Here is a 14,416-nt window from a genome sequence, read left to right on the forward strand (position 1 = left end):
CGGTATACGTGGGCCGTGTGCGGTCATTTGCTCGTTCTACGGAATACGGCTAGGGGGTATACCGTTGTGAACAACCATACCCCTAGGGGTAAGCATTGCGACAGAAGGGTAGAGCCGAATGAGCAACCATTCGCACGAAAACAGCACACACGATCAGCCTGAGCAAAAGCACAAAGCGGATGTCGCTGAGCACGACACTCATCAACACAACGCTTCGGACCGAAAGCTCTCGGGTCATAGCAGCGGACACGGCTCCCATGGCGGGGGTCACGGCGGGGGTCACGGCGACCATGTGGCGCAATTCCGACGCCTCTTTTGGGCCAACCTTGTGCTGGCCATCCCGGTGGTGGGCCTGAGCGAGGCCTTCGCGATGCTGGTTGGCTACGACCTACCCACGGCACAGGTTGTCACCTGGATCCCGCCCGTGCTTGGCACCGTCATCTACCTTTGGGGCGGTCGTCCCTTCCTCGAAGGCGCGGTCAGCGAAATCCGCGGGCGCAAGCCCGGGATGATGCTGCTGATTGGGCTTGCCATCACGGTTGCCTATTTCGCCTCGCTTGGCTCCACGCTGGGGTTGCTCGACTCCCAACTCGACTTCTGGTGGGAGTTGGCCCTCCTGGTGGTCATCATGCTGCTAGGCCACTGGGTTGAGATGCGCTCGTTGGCCCAGACCTCCTCCGCGCTTGACTCACTCGCAGCGCTGTTGCCGGATGAAGCAGAGCGCGTTGAAGGCGATAAGATCGTCACGGTTTTACCTTCCGATTTGGCCACCGGTGACGTCGTGGTCGTGCGCCCTGGCGGCTCGGTTCCAGCCGATGGCCGGGTCGTCAGCGGGAGCGCTCACCTGGACGAATCTATGATCTCTGGCGAGTCAGCCAGCGTGCGGCGCGGCGAGGGTGATCAGGTCGTGGCGGGCACTGTCGCAACCGACTCCGGTTTGCGGGTTGAGGTGACAGCGACCGGCGAGCAGACTGCGCTGGCAGGCATCAGCCGCCTCGTTTCGGATGCTCAGTCTTCGTCATCTCGCGCACAGCGCCTTGCCGACACGGCCGCTGGCTGGTTGTTCTGGTACGCGCTGGGCGCGGCCGCGATCACCGCGGTGGTTTGGGCTGTGATGGGCCAACCTGACGCGGCAGTAGTGCGGGCCATCTCGGTGCTCGTCATCGCCTGCCCCCACGCGCTTGGGCTAGCAATTCCGCTGGTTGTGTCGATCGCCACCGAGCGAGCAGCCCGCGGGGCGTGCTCGTCAAAGACCGCCTGGCCCTTGAGACCATGCGCACAGTCGACACGGTGCTGTTCGACAAGACCGGCACCCTGACTCAGGGCAAGCCCGCCGTCACAGCGATCGACGCCGCCCAGGATTGGACGGACGATGAACTGATTTCCCTGGCTGCAGCTGCTGAGGGCGACAGCGAGCATCCGCTGGCCAGAGCGATTCTGGCTGCCGCAAAGATCGATCGCTCAACGTGCCCAGCGCCTCGGGTTTCTCCGCCAACCCAGCCGTTGGCGTCTCGGCAAAGGTTGAGGGCAAGCAGGTCCATGTCGGTGGCCCGAGTTTGCTGCAGCAGGAATCTCTAGACACCCGCGACGTCACCGAGGCCTGGGGCAAGGATGGGGCCACGGTCTTGCACATACTCGTGGATGGCTCCGTGGCCGGTGCCTTGAAACTCGCAGACGACGTCCGACCCGAGTCACGCGTTGCCATCGATGAGTTGCACGAGCGAGACGTGCAGGTGGTCATGATCACCGGTGACTCCGAAGCAGTGGCACAGGCAGTCGCACGCGAGCTTGGGATCGATCGAGTCTTCGCCGGAGTGAGGCCAGAGGACAAGGCCAGCAAGGTCACCGAGTTGCAGGACGAAGGCCGCAAGGTCGCCATGGTTGGCGACGGTGTGAATGATGCACCCGCTTTGGCTCAAGCCGATGTCGGCATCGCCATTGGCGCTGGCACCGACGTGGCCATTGCTTCAGCCGGCGTGGTGTTGGCCAGCGACGATCCGCGCTCAGTTTTGTCAGTGATTGACCTGTCGAAGGCGACCTATCGCAAGATGCGCCAGAACCTCTGGTGGGCGGCCGGCTACAACATCATCGCGGTGCCGTTGGCCGCGGGAGTGCTGGCACCCATCGGGTTTGTCTTGCCCATGTCCGTCGGCGCACTGCTGATGTCCGCGTCAACAGTCGTGGTGGCGGTCAATGCTCAACTTCTGCGCCGTGTTGATCTGAGATCGGACAGAGACTGAGAGGGTCGGATCCCTGGCCCATCGCCAAACGGGCGGTGGGCCAGGGATTCTCCTATCTGAAGATTAGGTAGATCGGTCTATCTAATCTAGATTGCATCTATGGCGCTCACCGATCAGACCTCCTCGCCTCGCTTGCCCGTCCGCGAGCGCCTGCTGGAGGCGGCCGCGGAGAAGTTTTATGCAGACGGCGTCAGCGCCACCGGCATCGACTCGATCACCTCCGCGGCCGGGGTCGCCAAAATGAGCCTTTACAACAACTTTGGGTCGAAGGCCGCGTTGGTGGAGGTTTACCTGCAACGGCGCCACCAGGAATGGATCGCGTTGTACAAGGCGAGGCTGCCGCATGAGCCAAATGCGCGCGAGGGCGTGCTCGCTGTTTTTGATGCCTACATTGATCACGCGAGCCAGGCATACTCGGACGGCTTTCGGGGGTGCGCCCTGCTCAACGCCGCAGCCGAGTTGCCCGCAGACGATCCTGGGCGGGCCATCGTGCGGCAACACAAGCGTGATGTCGAAGCCCTTCTGGCGAGCCATCTGGCAACGGCCTTAGATAACAGCGCTGCGCAGCAGATGGCTGAGCAGTTGAGCTTCATCCTGGAAGGCGCCGTCGCGCGCGCCGGTCTAGACGGGACACCGGCTCGGCTGCACAGCGCCCGCCAAATGGCCGCAACCCTGGCTGGTGGGCTGTGACCGCGTCACGCGCAGTATGGGCAGTGCTCGCGGCAGCCATCCTCTTCGGCACCACGGGAACGGCACAGGCTCTTGGACCGACCGACTCATCACCCTTGAGCGTCGGCGCGGCCCGGCTAGTGATCGGTGGGATAGCCCTGCTCGTGCTACTCCCCCTCGTCGGCGGACGGCGCAGGGAGGCACTCAACTTGTGGAGGACCCTGGTGGCCTCGTTGCGGGGCTGTGCACCGCCGCATACCAACTCGCGTTCTTTGCCGCCGTCGAACAGAGCGGTGTCGCGGTCGGCACACTGATCGCTATTGGTAGCGGACCCGTTTTGGCCGGTGGGCTGGGCTTGGTCCTGTTGCGCGAACGACCCAGCCCGGCATGGGTCGTGGCCACCGCGCTCGCCCTCGTTGGCCTAGTCCTGCTCGTTGGGGGCGGAAGCGGAGCTCAACGGGTCGACGCTCTCGGCATTGGCTTAGCCCTGGTCGCAGCGATGGCGTATGCCGGATACACCGTTCTCGCCAAACAGCAGATCACTGCTGGTGATCATCCGTCAACCGTCATTGCGGCAGCCTTCGGGCTCGGCGGGATCGTCCTCATCCCTGTTTTGTTCACGGGGCCGCTGGGGTGGTTAGGCCAGCCCAGCGGCCCTGCCCTGGCGCTCTACCTGGGGCTGATCGCCACGACAGTCGCCTACCTGCTCTTCGTTCGTGGCCTTGCGGTGTTGCCTGCCGCACCCGTCACGACGTTGATGCTCGCGGAGCCGGTCGTCGCGACAACGCTGGGTGTCGTCGTGCTGCACGAACAGCTCAGCCTGATCAGCGCCACCGGGGTCGCGCTACTGCTGCTCGGACTGGTCGTGCAGGGGCGTGGAGCCAGCCAACCGCCTGAGCCGACTGCCGCACGCGGGCAGACCACCCCCTACCCGTTGTTTAGCCCTTGAGTAGCTGGCGGGCCATCACGACGCGCTGGATTTGGTTGGTGCCTTCGTAGATCTGAGTGATCTTGGCATCGCGCATCATCCGCTCCACCGGGAAGTCACGGGTGTAGCCGTAACCACCGAGCAACTGGACCGCGTCGGTCGTGATCTCCATCGCGGCATCGGCGGCAAAGCACTTGGCTGCGGCACCGAAGAAGGTCAGGTCTGCGTCATTGCGTTCGGACTTGGCTGCAGCAACGTAAACCATTTGCCGGGCCGCCTCTAGCTTCATCGCCATATCAGCCAGCATGAACTGGATGCCCTGGAAGTCCGCGATAGCCTTGCCAAATTGCTTGCGCTCCTTGACGTAGTCCAACGCGAAGTCGAGTGCGCCTTGCGCAATGCCGACGGCTTGGGCACCGATGGTGATCCGGGTGTGGTCGAGAGTCCGTAGCGCGATCTTCAGGCCCTCGCCCTGACTGCCGATCATTCGGTCGCCGGGGATGGTGCAGTTGTCGAAGAGCAACTCCGCAGTTGGCGAGCCTTTGATGCCGAGCTTGCGTTCCTAGGGCCCACGCTGAAGCCCTCATCGCTGCTCTCGACCACGAATGCGCTGACGTTGCGGCCGCGAGCGCCATCGGGGTCAGTCACAGCCATCACGGTGTAGAAGTCCGAAACACCGGCGTTGGTGATCCACGACTTCTGACCGTTCAGCACGAACGAGCCATCGGCTTGTTCAATCGCCTTGCACTTCATGCCGGCCGTGTCGCTGCCCGCGCCAGCCTCGGATAGGCCGTAGGAGAACATCGATTCACCGCTGGCCAACTTAGGCAAATAACGCTTCTTGATGTCTTCAGAGCCAGCCAGGATCACCGGCATACTGCCAAGCTTGTTGACGGCCGGGATCAGCGACGACGATGCGCAAGCGCGAGCAACTTCTTCGATCACGATGACGGTTGCGAGAGCGTCGGCACCAACGCCGTCATATTCTTCGGCTACGTGCGGAGCGTGGAAATCCGTGGCTCGCAGTGCCTCATAGGCCTCTTGCGGGAAGACTGCCTCTTCGTCAACGCGTGCGGCATGCGGCGCAATCTTGTCGGTGCTGACCTCTCGCACGGCCTCGCGCAACGCCTCGTGGTCCTCTGAGAGTTGATAAATGTCGAAATTGCTCACTTTGCTCACCTTTGAACGTTGGCTTTCTCTACTTCTGCTGATCTTAGTTGGCTGCTTCCTTGGGTGCCCGATCAGGTCCCAAACACGGCATGGCGCACACTGGAGGTATGGCCAACGACATCAAGATCATCGAGGACTTGCTGACCACTGAGGCAACGTGGGCAGTTGTGGGTCTCTCAACCTCCCGCCACCGTGCCGCCTATGAGGTTTCAGCCTTCTTGAAGGACACCTTGGGCCACGAGATCATCCCGATCCATCCCCGAGCCGAGGCGGTCCACGGGCATGAGGGCTATCGCACTCTCGCGGATATCCCGGATGGAACCACGGTGGATGTCGTCGACTTCTTCGTAAACTCCAGCAAGGTCGGCACGCTTGTGGACGATGCCATCGAACAGCACGAGCGCCTGGGCATCAAGGCGCTCTGGCTGCAACTCGGCGTTGTCGATGAGGACGCCGCTGAGCGCGCCCGGCAGGCAGGTTTGGCCGTTGTGATGGACACCTGCCCCAAGATCGAGTGGCCACGAGTCGCTGGACGTCGCTAACCTCCGCGTTCTAGGCGCTTCACCATGGTGCCGGCCAGCGCAGACGCTCCGGCATCCGCAAAGCCGATGGATTCATACAACCGCCTGGCTGGGTTGTCTGACTCAACGCTCAAACTGACACGTTCATGCTCCCGGCTCTTGGCGAGCGCCAGCACTTTGGTGAGGAGTTCACGCCCCAGACCGGCTCCCCGATAGTCGGCTTGCACGCTGACGCTGACCTCCCCCACACCTGGGGCAACGAAGCCAAAGCCGGGATCGCTGGCTGGCAGGAAGAGCAGCCACGCCACGCCAGCCCAGCCGTGCGCTGATTCAGCGACAAGGCCAAAGTCACCGCGCTGTGTCACCAGGTGCGTGTAGCGGGCAAACGACGGCTCAGAAAACACCTGATCCATCGAGATTCGCTGCCCTGACCAATTGATGTTCAGCCAGGTGGCCTCATGCAGCAGCGCCTGATCAGCTGTGCCCAACGCACGCAAGGTCAAACCAAGACGTTCACTGGGCAGAGAATCAGCGCGACTCACGGACTCAGTTGTTTCTTCAGCGACCTTGGCTCGAAGCGCTTCACCTTTGGCGTGGGCCTGGTCGCGCAGGTCCCTGGCAAACGCCGCCAACTTCTCGCGCAAAGCAAGTGCGTCAGGATCGACGCCTGAGGCCAAGGTGCGAGCAGCCAGCAAACCAGCATTGCGAGCGCCAGCCACCGAGACAGTGGCCACCGGAATCCCGGCTGGCATCTGCACGATCGACAGCAACGAGTCCATGCCATCGAGATACTTCAACGGCACGGGCACGCCAATCACCGGCAGCACCGTCACCGACGCCAACATGCCAGGCAGATGGGCTGCACCGCCGGCTCCGGCGATGATCACTCGCAGGCCTCGATCAGCAGCCCCCGACCCATACTCGATCATTTCGGTGGGCATTCGGTGAGCCGAGACGACGTCCGCCTGATAGCTAATGCCGAGTTCATCCAGCACCTGGGCGGCCGCCGACATCACTGGCCAGTCACTATCGCTGCCCATCACCAGGCCAACAACTGGGTTTTCACTCATCAACAACTCCCTGCAGGTAGTCCTTGGCGTGCTGGGCCCGACCGCGAAGCTCCGCGAGATCGGTGCCGCTGACATTCACATGGCCGATCTTGCGCCCCGGTCGCACGCCCTTGCCGTAAAGGTGAATGTGCAGACCCGGGTCGCGGGCCAACAAGTGCTTGTAGGTCGGGTACAGCTCGGGGTAATCACCGCCGAGCACGTTGCCCATCACCGTCCAGGGTTCACGGGCACGAGTCTCGCCTAGCGGCAGGTCGAGCACGGCGCGAAGGTGCTGCTCAAACTGCCCCGTCACGGCGCCATCCATGCTCCAGTGGCCACTGTTGTGTGGGCGCATCGCGAGTTCGTTGACGACAAACGAAGTCTTGCCGGTGGCCGCGTCGGTGAGCTCAAACAACTCCACCGCCATCACACCAGTCACGCCCAGGTCGCCAGCAATCCGCAGGGCGGCCTCGGTGGCGGCCGTCGCCAAGTCATCGGTCATCTGCGGGGCTGGAGCCAACACCTCGGTGCAGATCCCATTGGTCTGCACGGTCTCCACGATCGGCCAGGCCGCCGCCTGCCCGCTAGGGCTGCGCGACACCACCGCGGCCAACTCGCGGGTGAACTGCACGGCCTCTTCGAGCAAAACACCTTCTTTGAGCGGTCCAGGCTGGCCAACCTGCTCGAGCCACTCAGCAATCTCATCCGCCGAAGAAATGACCTTGACGCCCTTGCCGTCATAGCCACCACGCGGAGTCTTGGCCACCATCGGCCAACCGCTTCGGGTCGCAAACTCATCGACATCGGCAGCGTTCGTCGCGACACCCCACAGCGGGATCGGGATCTCCATCTCGCTCAGTTTGCGGCGCATGGCGATCTTGTCCTGCGCAAACAGCAGAGCATCGGGGCTGGGATGCAACGGGACGCCATCGGCCTGGAGCGCGGCCAAGACATCAGCCGGCACATGCTCATGGTCAAAAGTCACAACATCGCACTGGGCGGCAAAGGTCCGCACCGTCTCGATGTCGGTGTGATCCCCCACCGGGCTGTGCGGCACGACGAGCGCAGCAGCAGCCGTGGGCATTTCTGCCAGCACCGACAAAGTCAGTGAGAGACCCACGGCCGGTTGCTGACACATACGGGCTATTGGCCGCCACCAATGATGCCGACCACCGGGAAGCCACCCTCGGGACGACGTGGTGCGCTGCCCAGGTCAGGCGTCGGCGCGGGGGCAGAAGTGGACTCGGACTTGGCTGCTGAAGGCGTCGCAGAACTCACGATCACCCAGCCTACTGGGTGCCCACGTATGATCGCCCGGTGTCGTCCGCCTCCCGCCCCTTCGTGATGCGAGTCAAAGCATGGTTTGACCGCTTCATGCACGAGATCGCCAAGTTTGGTGTCGTGGGGCTGCTCGCATTCATCCTCGACACGACGCTCTACAACATCTTCGTTTTTGGGCTGCCATGGGTGGAAGCACAGGGCCCCATGTCGGATATCCCCCTGCGAGCCAAGATCCTCTCCACCGGCATCGCCACCATCTTTGCCTGGCTCGGCAACCGCTATTGGACTTTCAGGCATAAACGACGCGATGGAGCCTTCCACGAACTCGTGCTCTTCATCTTTTTCAACATCATCGGCCTGGCGATCGCGCTGGTCTGCCTTGGCTTTTCGCGCTATGTCCTCGACCTGCACAGCCAACTGGCCGACAACATCAGCGGCAATGGCGTGGGTCTTGTGCTTGGCACGATTTTCCGGTTTTGGGCCTACCGAACGTTCGTCTTCACCAAGATGGATGACCCAACTCAGCGCGAAGGCGCCATCGACACATAAAATGAGAAGCGCGCTAACGCTGGGTCGTCCAATTCGAGGCGGCCACCAAAAGCTTCTGCTCGTTCTCGGGCCACCGCTAGGCCCAGCCCGGTGCCTTGGCCCGTCGTCACCGCACGATCAAACACTGAGCGCGCCAACTCAGTGCTGATGCCGTCGCCATCGTCACTCACTTGAATGAGGGCCGAGGGACCACTGCGCTGGGCTGTGACATAAACCGTGCCACCACCGTGCTGCAGCGAGTTTTCCACCAACGTGTTCAACACCTGGCTCATCGCGGAGGCGCTAGCTCGGACAATCATGGCTCGCTCGGTGCTGACCTCGATCGAACGACCTTCAGCCTGGAATGACGGCGTCCACTCCTGTTCCAGAACCGATAGCACTGTGTCGAGCGAGACCGAACGACCCCCATCGGCGTGACCGGCTCTCGTGCGGTGCAGTAGGTCATCCACCACGTTAGCGAGACGCTCGGTTTGGCTGATGGCGATCCGCGCCTCAACTTTGGCCTCACCGAGATCGTCGGTATGCCCGATCTCTTCCAGGCGAAGTAAGAGGGCCGCCAAGGAGTCCGCAACTGGTGCGAGGCATCTGCCGCGAAAGACCGCTCAGCCGAGAGCGCCCGCGACAGGCTTAACTGGTTACGCTCCAGAATGCGCCCAATCGAGTCAACCTCTTGCACCCCCGTGGATCGGTCAAAAGCCATCGGTCGCAGCGCGCTCTCCAACTCGCTCTCGTCTTCAAGGAAGCCTGACGAGCCAAAATCATCGGCTTGTTGCGAGAGCCGCTCCATCGCCGTCGTCACCAATCGTGCAGTGCGGTTCGTCACCGCGAGAGAGGCAAAGCCGTCACCGCGACAGTCACGACCAGGGCAACCCCCAGGGCAGTGAACACCCACCAGGTAGGCACCGGAGGAGCGCCAGCCTCGTTGCGCGCTCGGGCTTCATTGAGCAGAAAATAGAATGCCGCACCCATCACCAGCAGGGCAGAACCCGCGCTGATCCACGCCACTTGGATGCCCAGACGGCGCAGTATTTGCGGCATCGATCAGCCTGCTGCGGACTCTGGCTCGTTCTGGAATCGGAAGCCAACACCGCGCACCGTCACCAAGTAGCTCGGGTTGCCTGCGTCATCCCCCAGTTTCCGACGCAAGACGGAGATGTGCATGTCAAGGGTCTTGGTGGAGCCAAACCAGCTATCCCAGACCTCTTGCATCAACGTGTCCCGTGAGACGACTCGTCCTTCTTCGCGCATCAGCACCCGCAGAAGGTCAAACTCTTTGGCCGTCAGCGAGAGTTCTTGACCGTGGAAGAAGGCCCGCCGTGCGTTGACATCAATCGCTACGGGCCGGTCGCCCACCTCGTTGGGGTCAGAGCCGCGGCGCAGCAATGCCCGGACACGGGCCAGCAACTCGGCAAGTCGGAACGGCTTGGTCACATAGTCATCGGCCCCAGCATCCAGGCCGACCACTGTGTCGACCTCATCGCCACGAGCAGTCAGGATCAAAACGGGTGCGACCAAACCCTCTTGGCGCAACCGGCGACATACATCGAGCCCGTCGACATAAGGCAAGCCAAGGTCCAGCACCAACAGGTCTGGTGTTTCCTTTTCGGCGCTCTTGAGTGCAGCCCGTCCATCCGGCGCGACATCCACCAAATAGCCCTCGCGACGCAGTGCGCGGGCTGGTGGTTCGGAGATCGTCTCGTCGTCCTCAGCCAGCAGTACCCGAATCATGTTCGTCATCATACGTACCTGCAGGCTTTAGTCCCGGCCAGCGCGGCGGGCGCTTCTCAACAAAAGCTGTAATTCCTTCGGCGCGATCAGCCGAAAGCACCGTGCGCTGCCACCCTTGCCCCTCAATTTCGAGGCCCTGAGCCAGCGGTAGGTCATACCCCTGGCGCAGTGCAGCCTTCGCATTGCGCAAGCCAACCGGCGAGTTCTTAGCGATGGCTGCAGCAAGGCCCAGTGCCTGCTCACGGGCGTCTCCGGCAGGTGCGACCTCGTCGACAAAGCCGTGCAGCAGCGCAGAGGCAGCGTCATACCGCCCGGCAGTAAAGATGGCGCGGGCCGCTTTGGCGCTGCCCACCCGCCGGCTCAGCAACTGGGTTCCCCCACCGCCGGGGATCACGCCAACAGAAACTTCAGGAAGTCCGACCACCGCCGTGTCGCTGGCGACAATGAGGTCACACGACAACGCCAACTCGAACCCACCGCCGAGAGCGAAACCCTCAACGGCCGCAATCGCTGGCACCGGCAAATTGAGAACTCCGCCGTAGGCACCGGTCGTGATGGTGCGTTGCTGCAGCATTTGCTCATCGGTGAAAGAGTTGCGCTCCTTCAGGTCGGCACCCACGCAGAATGCTCGCGCCGCCGTGCTGGTCAGCACCACGACAGCAACGCTGGGGTCGGCGCTTAACTCGGCAGTCGCCGCCGTGATCTGTTGCGCAAACTCAGTCGAGATGGCGTTGAGGGCGTCTGGGCGGTCGAGGGCCAACTCGGCAATGGTGCCGTCGTCGCCATGCCGGATGATCTGAAGCAGCGAGTATTCACTCATGACCGCAGGCTAGCGCGGGCGCAAATGGACGACATCTCCGGCGTGGTGCACCGACCGCCCTTCACGGCCCTCAATGACCAAGGCCCCGCTGGCGTCAATATCGATAGCCGTCCCGATCGCCTCGTCCCCTCCAGGCAGGTGCACACGCACATCCTGACCCAATGTGGCACATCGACGCGTAGTCCAGGGCAACACCTGCTGGGTCGTGCTCTGGTTGTGTTAAGCCCCGATCAAGCTCCTGCAAGTATGCGGTCAGCCAGTCCTGCGCGAGGGTTGCCGGGAGTTTTTCCCCACCTCGAGCAACACGCCACGAGGTCGACGTCTCCACCGGCAATTCCGCAAAGCTCTGGTTGATATTGAGCCCGGTGCCGATCACCACCAGCGGTCCACGGTCGGCGGTTTCGGGGACAACCTGGGCAAGGATGCCGGCAATCTTGCCCGTGTTTCGCGGGTTTGCTCCGGCCCCATCAGGCACCAAAACGTCATTCGGCCACTTCAATGTGGCAACAATCGGGTAATTCGACTCACGCAATGACCGGACCACCGCCATACCCGTCACCAACGGCACCCAACCCCATAGGTGTGACGCTGGAGCGGGCGTCGCACAGCTGACGGCAAGCGTCTGACCAGGAGACATTTCCCAATCTCGGCCATGCCGGCCATAACCGCCGCGTTGGTGGTCAGTGACCACGACCGCCCCGGCGACCGGGTTACTCAAGAGTTCGGTGTTAGTTGATTCCAGACTGGAATGCCAAACCGGGCGTGCCCACCTGTGTGCCATCACGCAGATGAGACTAAGTTGTTGCGCATGAGTGACACCAGCCCAGAAACGCAGCCGGACCTGCGCACCACCGCCGGACGCCTGGCGGACTATCGCCAACGCAGCGAAGAAGCGGTCCACGCGGGGTCCGCTCGAGCCGTGGAAAAGCAGCACGCCAAGGGAAAGCAGACAGCCCGCGAGCGGATTGAACAATTGCTGGACGAAGGCTCATTCACCGAGTTGGATGAGTTGGCCCGCCACCGCTCAACTGCGTTCGGTCAGCAAGAGAACCGCCCCTACGGTGACGGTGTCGTCACTGGTTATGGCACGGTCGATGGTCGCCCTATCGCCGTGTACGCCCAAGACTTCACTGTCTTTGGCGGATCGCTGGGTGAGGTCTTCGGCGAAAAGATCGTCAAGGTGCTCGACTTGGCCATCAAGGTCGGTTGCCCCGTCGTCGGCATCAATGACTCCGGCGGCGCACGCATCCAAGAGGGTGTCGTTGCCTTGGGCATGTACGCCGAGATCTTCCAGCGCAATGTGCACGCCTCCGGTGTGGTCCCCCAGATTTCACTCATCATGGGCCCATGCGCTGGCGGCGCTGTGTACTCGCCGGCCATCACTGACTTCATCGTGATGGTCAAGGAAACCTCGCACATGTTCATCACCGGCCCAGACGTGATTAAGACCGTCACCGGTGAAGATGTGTCGATGGAGAGCCTCGGTGGCGCGCAGACGCACAATGCGACTTCAGGTGTGGCTCACTACGCCGCCGACGACGAGCAAGATGCCATTAACTATGTCAAGGAACTCCTGAGCCACCTGCCGCAAAACAACCTTGAAGAGGCTCCCGAGTTTGAGTTTGAGGTCGACCTCGAGATCAATGCCGAGGACGAAGAGCTCGACACGCTGATCCCTGACTCCCCCAACGTGCCCTATGACATGAAGACGGTCATCGAGCACATCGTGGACGACGGCGACTTCCTCGAGGCGCAGGAGTTGTTTGCACCCAACATCGTGGTCGGCTTTGCCCGTGTTGAAGGCCGCTCGGTCGGCATTGTCGCCAACCAACCAATGCAATTGGCCGGAACGCTCGACATCGAAGCGTCCGAAAAGCTGCTCGGTTTGTGCGCACCTGCGACGCGTTCAACGTCCCGATCATCACTCTGGTCGACGTGCCCGGCTTCCTGCCCGGCACCGACCAGGAGTGGGGTGGCATCATTCGCCGCGGGGCGAAATTGCTGTATGCCTATGCCGAGGCCACCGTGCCGCTGGTCACGCTGATCACTCGCAAGGCTTACGGCGGCGCGTATGACGTGATGGGCTCCAAGCACCCTGGCGCTGATGTGAACTTGGCGTGGCCCACCGCGCAGATCGCGGTGATGGGTGCCCAGGGCGCCGCCAACATCTTGTATCGCAAGCAGTTGAGCCAGGTTGCGGCCGAAGGTGGCGACGTCGAGGCGGAGCGCGCCAAGCGCATCCGCGAGTATGAGGACACCCTGGCCAACCCGTACATCGCCGCTGAGCGTGGCTACGTCGACGCAGTGATTGCGCCGTCGATGTCGCGCAGCCACATCATTAAGGCGTTGCGGACGTTGCGGACCAAGCGAGCCAACCGTCCGCCCAAGAAGCATGGGAACATCCCGCTATGAGCGAGTCGACCAACGATCAGCCCCAAGAGGCCAAGCTGTCTGGCATCACGATCTCCGGCGGCGCGACCCCAGAAGAGATTGCCGCGATGATGGTGCTGCTGTCTGCATCTGGTGGGTCGGATGATAGTCAGGCATCGACTCGGCGACCCCGGTCACTGTGGAACAGCCGCGCTCGGGCCGCTCGGCCACGACTGTCTCCCGGGCCGTTTGCCTGGCAGGGATCGGCAATGCCGCGCTAAAGACCCGCTTTTCGCTGGACTCTGGCCTGCTCAAACTCCAACAGCGAGCCAGAGTCCAGCAGCGCGCGGGCACGGTCTTTGTCACCCATCAGCGCTGCGAACATGTCACGCACCGTGAGGCCATGCTCCGGGGTTCGAACAGCCACTATGGTGTCGCCCGGTCGAATGGTGCCCGGCTGCACCACAGCAAGGTAGGCGCCCGGACGGCCATGTTGGCTGAATCGCTTCACCCACTGCTTCTCCCCCAAGTGGCCGGCGAACGTGCGGCACGGAATGCGCACTGAGGCCACTTCGAGGGTGACGTCTTCGCCTACCTGCCACTGCTGACCGATCGGTGCCTCATCGACATCGAAACCAGCAACCGTCAGGTTCTCCGCGAACATCCCCGGGAGCAACTCACGGCCCAACTGCGCCGACCAAAAATCTAGCTCGCTCTGGCTCACCGCGTACACGGCCTGCGTGCTGCCCCCGTGGTGCTTCAGGTCCCCGATGAAATCTCCAGCCACTCCGCTACCCGAGCCCTCGGTTTGCCCTCCCGGATCGGCAACCTGCAACTTCTCGACGGGCTGCTTGTCGTGACCCGTGACGGGCTCGCTGGAGTGCATGGTCGACACGGCGGCGCCGATATTGGTCGAGAGAACGGTGCCCAGATTCATACCTGGAGTATAGGTAGATGAAGTAAGTTCGGACGGTGAGCAGCCAACGAGAATTCACCGCCATTGACCGCATCGCTGAGGACTACCTAGAGGCCCAAGTTGCCGCTAGCCCGGTGACGTCCACCTATTTAGGCGTTGACGGCGCCGATCACCT

Annotated in this window: 14 protein-coding genes and 5 pseudogenes; 8 read left to right on the forward strand and 11 right to left on the reverse strand. The window is 62.4% G+C overall.

The features are described from left to right. The first annotated feature begins 118 nt into the window (after positions 1-118). From L0A91_RS06915 to L0A91_RS17365, 4 genes and pseudogenes are all read left to right on the forward strand, one after another. A pseudogene (locus tag L0A91_RS06915) lies at positions 119-2,240 on the forward strand (heavy metal translocating P-type ATPase). A gap of 99 nt (positions 2,241-2,339) precedes the next feature. Continuing rightward, positions 2,340-2,930 carry a TetR/AcrR family transcriptional regulator gene (locus L0A91_RS06920; RefSeq protein ID WP_235246360.1) on the forward strand — a complete coding sequence of 197 codons (591 nt, stop codon included), beginning with the start codon at positions 2,340-2,342 and terminating at the stop codon, positions 2,928-2,930. A 23-nt stretch (positions 2,931-2,953) separates the two neighbouring features. Next, a complete protein-coding gene (locus L0A91_RS19745) occupies positions 2,954-3,223 on the forward strand; it encodes a hypothetical protein (protein ID WP_397333861.1) in 270 nt (89 codons plus the stop codon). Then, positions 3,121-3,858, forward strand: a complete 738-nt coding sequence (locus L0A91_RS17365) for a DMT family transporter (RefSeq protein WP_260115319.1) — start codon at positions 3,121-3,123, stop codon at positions 3,856-3,858. Before L0A91_RS19745 ends, L0A91_RS17365 begins: the two co-directional genes overlap by 103 nt. On the opposite strand, the pseudogene L0A91_RS06935 reads toward L0A91_RS17365, so the two are convergent. After that, a pseudogene (locus tag L0A91_RS06935) lies at positions 3,848-5,007 on the reverse strand (acyl-CoA dehydrogenase family protein). The gene L0A91_RS17365 and the pseudogene L0A91_RS06935 overlap by 11 nt on opposite strands. A gap of 107 nt (positions 5,008-5,114) precedes the next feature. Between L0A91_RS06935 and L0A91_RS06940 the strand changes: the two are divergent. After that, a complete protein-coding gene (locus tag L0A91_RS06940) occupies positions 5,115-5,549 on the forward strand; it encodes a CoA-binding protein (protein ID WP_235246361.1) in 435 nt (144 codons plus the stop codon). On the opposite strand, the gene L0A91_RS06945 is transcribed toward L0A91_RS06940, so the two are convergent. The 3 genes and pseudogenes from L0A91_RS06945 to L0A91_RS06955 form a co-directional block, all read right to left on the reverse strand. Continuing rightward, positions 5,546-5,941 carry a GNAT family N-acetyltransferase gene (locus L0A91_RS06945; protein ID WP_235246567.1) on the reverse strand — a complete coding sequence of 132 codons (396 nt, stop codon included), beginning with the start codon at positions 5,939-5,941 and terminating at the stop codon, positions 5,546-5,548. The genes L0A91_RS06940 and L0A91_RS06945 overlap by 4 nt on opposite strands. A 141-nt stretch (positions 5,942-6,082) precedes the next feature. Beyond that, positions 6,083-6,598 (reverse strand): annotated as a pseudogene (gene purE / locus L0A91_RS06950) (5-(carboxyamino)imidazole ribonucleotide mutase); the annotation flags it as partial. Next, positions 6,591-7,789 (reverse strand): annotated as a pseudogene (locus L0A91_RS06955) (5-(carboxyamino)imidazole ribonucleotide synthase). The pseudogenes L0A91_RS06955 and purE, both read right to left, overlap by 8 nt. Positions 7,790-7,894: 105 nt before the next feature. On the opposite strand from L0A91_RS06955, the gene L0A91_RS06960 reads away from it, so the two are divergent. After that, positions 7,895-8,407 carry a GtrA family protein gene (locus L0A91_RS06960; protein WP_235246362.1) on the forward strand — a complete coding sequence of 171 codons (513 nt, stop codon included), beginning with the start codon at positions 7,895-7,897 and terminating at the stop codon, positions 8,405-8,407. Here the strand turns inward: L0A91_RS06960 and L0A91_RS06965 are convergent. From L0A91_RS06965 to L0A91_RS06985, 6 genes are all read right to left on the reverse strand, one after another. Further along, the gene (locus L0A91_RS06965; protein WP_235246363.1) at positions 8,380-8,967 is read right to left on the reverse strand and encodes a sensor histidine kinase KdpD; all 588 of its coding nucleotides are present in this window, start codon (positions 8,965-8,967) and stop codon (positions 8,380-8,382) included. The genes L0A91_RS06960 and L0A91_RS06965 overlap by 28 nt on opposite strands. 259 nt (positions 8,968-9,226) lie before the next feature. After that, entirely contained in the window at positions 9,227-9,445 is a 219-nt protein-coding gene (locus L0A91_RS06970; protein ID WP_235246364.1) for a hypothetical protein, read from the reverse strand. 3 nt (positions 9,446-9,448) lie between these two features. Further along, entirely contained in the window at positions 9,449-10,135 is a 687-nt protein-coding gene (locus tag L0A91_RS06975) for a response regulator transcription factor (protein ID WP_235246365.1), read from the reverse strand. Then, complete coding sequence (locus L0A91_RS06980) at positions 10,113-10,955, reverse strand: enoyl-CoA hydratase/isomerase family protein (protein ID WP_235246366.1); 843 nt, start codon at positions 10,953-10,955, stop codon at positions 10,113-10,115. The genes L0A91_RS06975 and L0A91_RS06980 overlap by 23 nt, the downstream gene beginning before the upstream one ends. Positions 10,956-10,964: 9 nt before the next feature. Next, positions 10,965-11,105, reverse strand: a complete 141-nt coding sequence (locus tag L0A91_RS19750; protein ID WP_397333829.1) for a hypothetical protein — start codon at positions 11,103-11,105, stop codon at positions 10,965-10,967. Further along, the gene (locus L0A91_RS06985; protein WP_235246368.1) at positions 11,050-11,673 is read right to left on the reverse strand and encodes a biotin--[acetyl-CoA-carboxylase] ligase; all 624 of its coding nucleotides are present in this window, start codon (positions 11,671-11,673) and stop codon (positions 11,050-11,052) included. Before L0A91_RS06985 ends, L0A91_RS19750 begins: the two co-directional genes overlap by 56 nt. A gap of 90 nt (positions 11,674-11,763) precedes the next feature. Here L0A91_RS06985 and L0A91_RS06990 point away from each other — a divergent pair. Both L0A91_RS06990 and L0A91_RS06995 read left to right on the forward strand, forming a co-directional pair. Further along, positions 11,764-13,367 (forward strand): annotated as a pseudogene (locus tag L0A91_RS06990) (acyl-CoA carboxylase subunit beta). Beyond that, the gene (locus L0A91_RS06995; RefSeq protein ID WP_235246370.1) at positions 13,364-13,606 is read left to right on the forward strand and encodes an acyl-CoA carboxylase subunit epsilon; all 243 of its coding nucleotides are present in this window, start codon (positions 13,364-13,366) and stop codon (positions 13,604-13,606) included. The pseudogene L0A91_RS06990 and the gene L0A91_RS06995 overlap by 4 nt, the downstream one beginning before the upstream one ends. Here the strand turns inward: L0A91_RS06995 and L0A91_RS07000 are convergent. Continuing rightward, positions 13,603-14,262, reverse strand: a complete 660-nt coding sequence (locus L0A91_RS07000) for an MOSC domain-containing protein (RefSeq protein ID WP_235246371.1) — start codon at positions 14,260-14,262, stop codon at positions 13,603-13,605. The two genes, L0A91_RS06995 and L0A91_RS07000, sit on opposite strands and share 4 nt — an antisense overlap. Positions 14,263-14,416 lie beyond the last annotated feature (154 nt).

This window comes from Ornithinimicrobium sp. INDO-MA30-4, assembly GCF_021535045.1.
In the GTDB taxonomy this organism is placed as follows: domain Bacteria; phylum Actinomycetota; class Actinomycetes; order Actinomycetales; family Dermatophilaceae; genus Ornithinicoccus.

Bases quoted from the DNA above. Each gene is read 5' to 3' on its own strand.
- L0A91_RS06920 (WP_235246360.1), top strand. From the start codon at position 2,340: ATGGCGCTCACCGATCAGACCTCCTCGCCTCGCTTGCCCGTCCGCGAG.
- L0A91_RS06940 (WP_235246361.1), top strand. From the start codon at position 5,115: ATGGCCAACGACATCAAGATCATCGAGGACTTGCTGACCACTGAGGCA.
- L0A91_RS06945 (WP_235246567.1), bottom strand. From the start codon at position 5,941: ATGGATCAGGTGTTTTCTGAGCCGTCGTTTGCCCGCTACACGCACCTG.
- L0A91_RS06970 (WP_235246364.1), bottom strand. From the start codon at position 9,445: ATGCCGCAAATACTGCGCCGTCTGGGCATCCAAGTGGCGTGGATCAGC.
- L0A91_RS06975 (WP_235246365.1), bottom strand. From the start codon at position 10,135: ATGATTCGGGTACTGCTGGCTGAGGACGACGAGACGATCTCCGAACCA.
- L0A91_RS06980 (WP_235246366.1), bottom strand. From the start codon at position 10,955: ATGAGTGAATACTCGCTGCTTCAGATCATCCGGCATGGCGACGACGGC.
- L0A91_RS06995 (WP_235246370.1), top strand. From the start codon at position 13,364: ATGAGCGAGTCGACCAACGATCAGCCCCAAGAGGCCAAGCTGTCTGGC.
- L0A91_RS07000 (WP_235246371.1), bottom strand. From the start codon at position 14,262: ATGAATCTGGGCACCGTTCTCTCGACCAATATCGGCGCCGCCGTGTCG.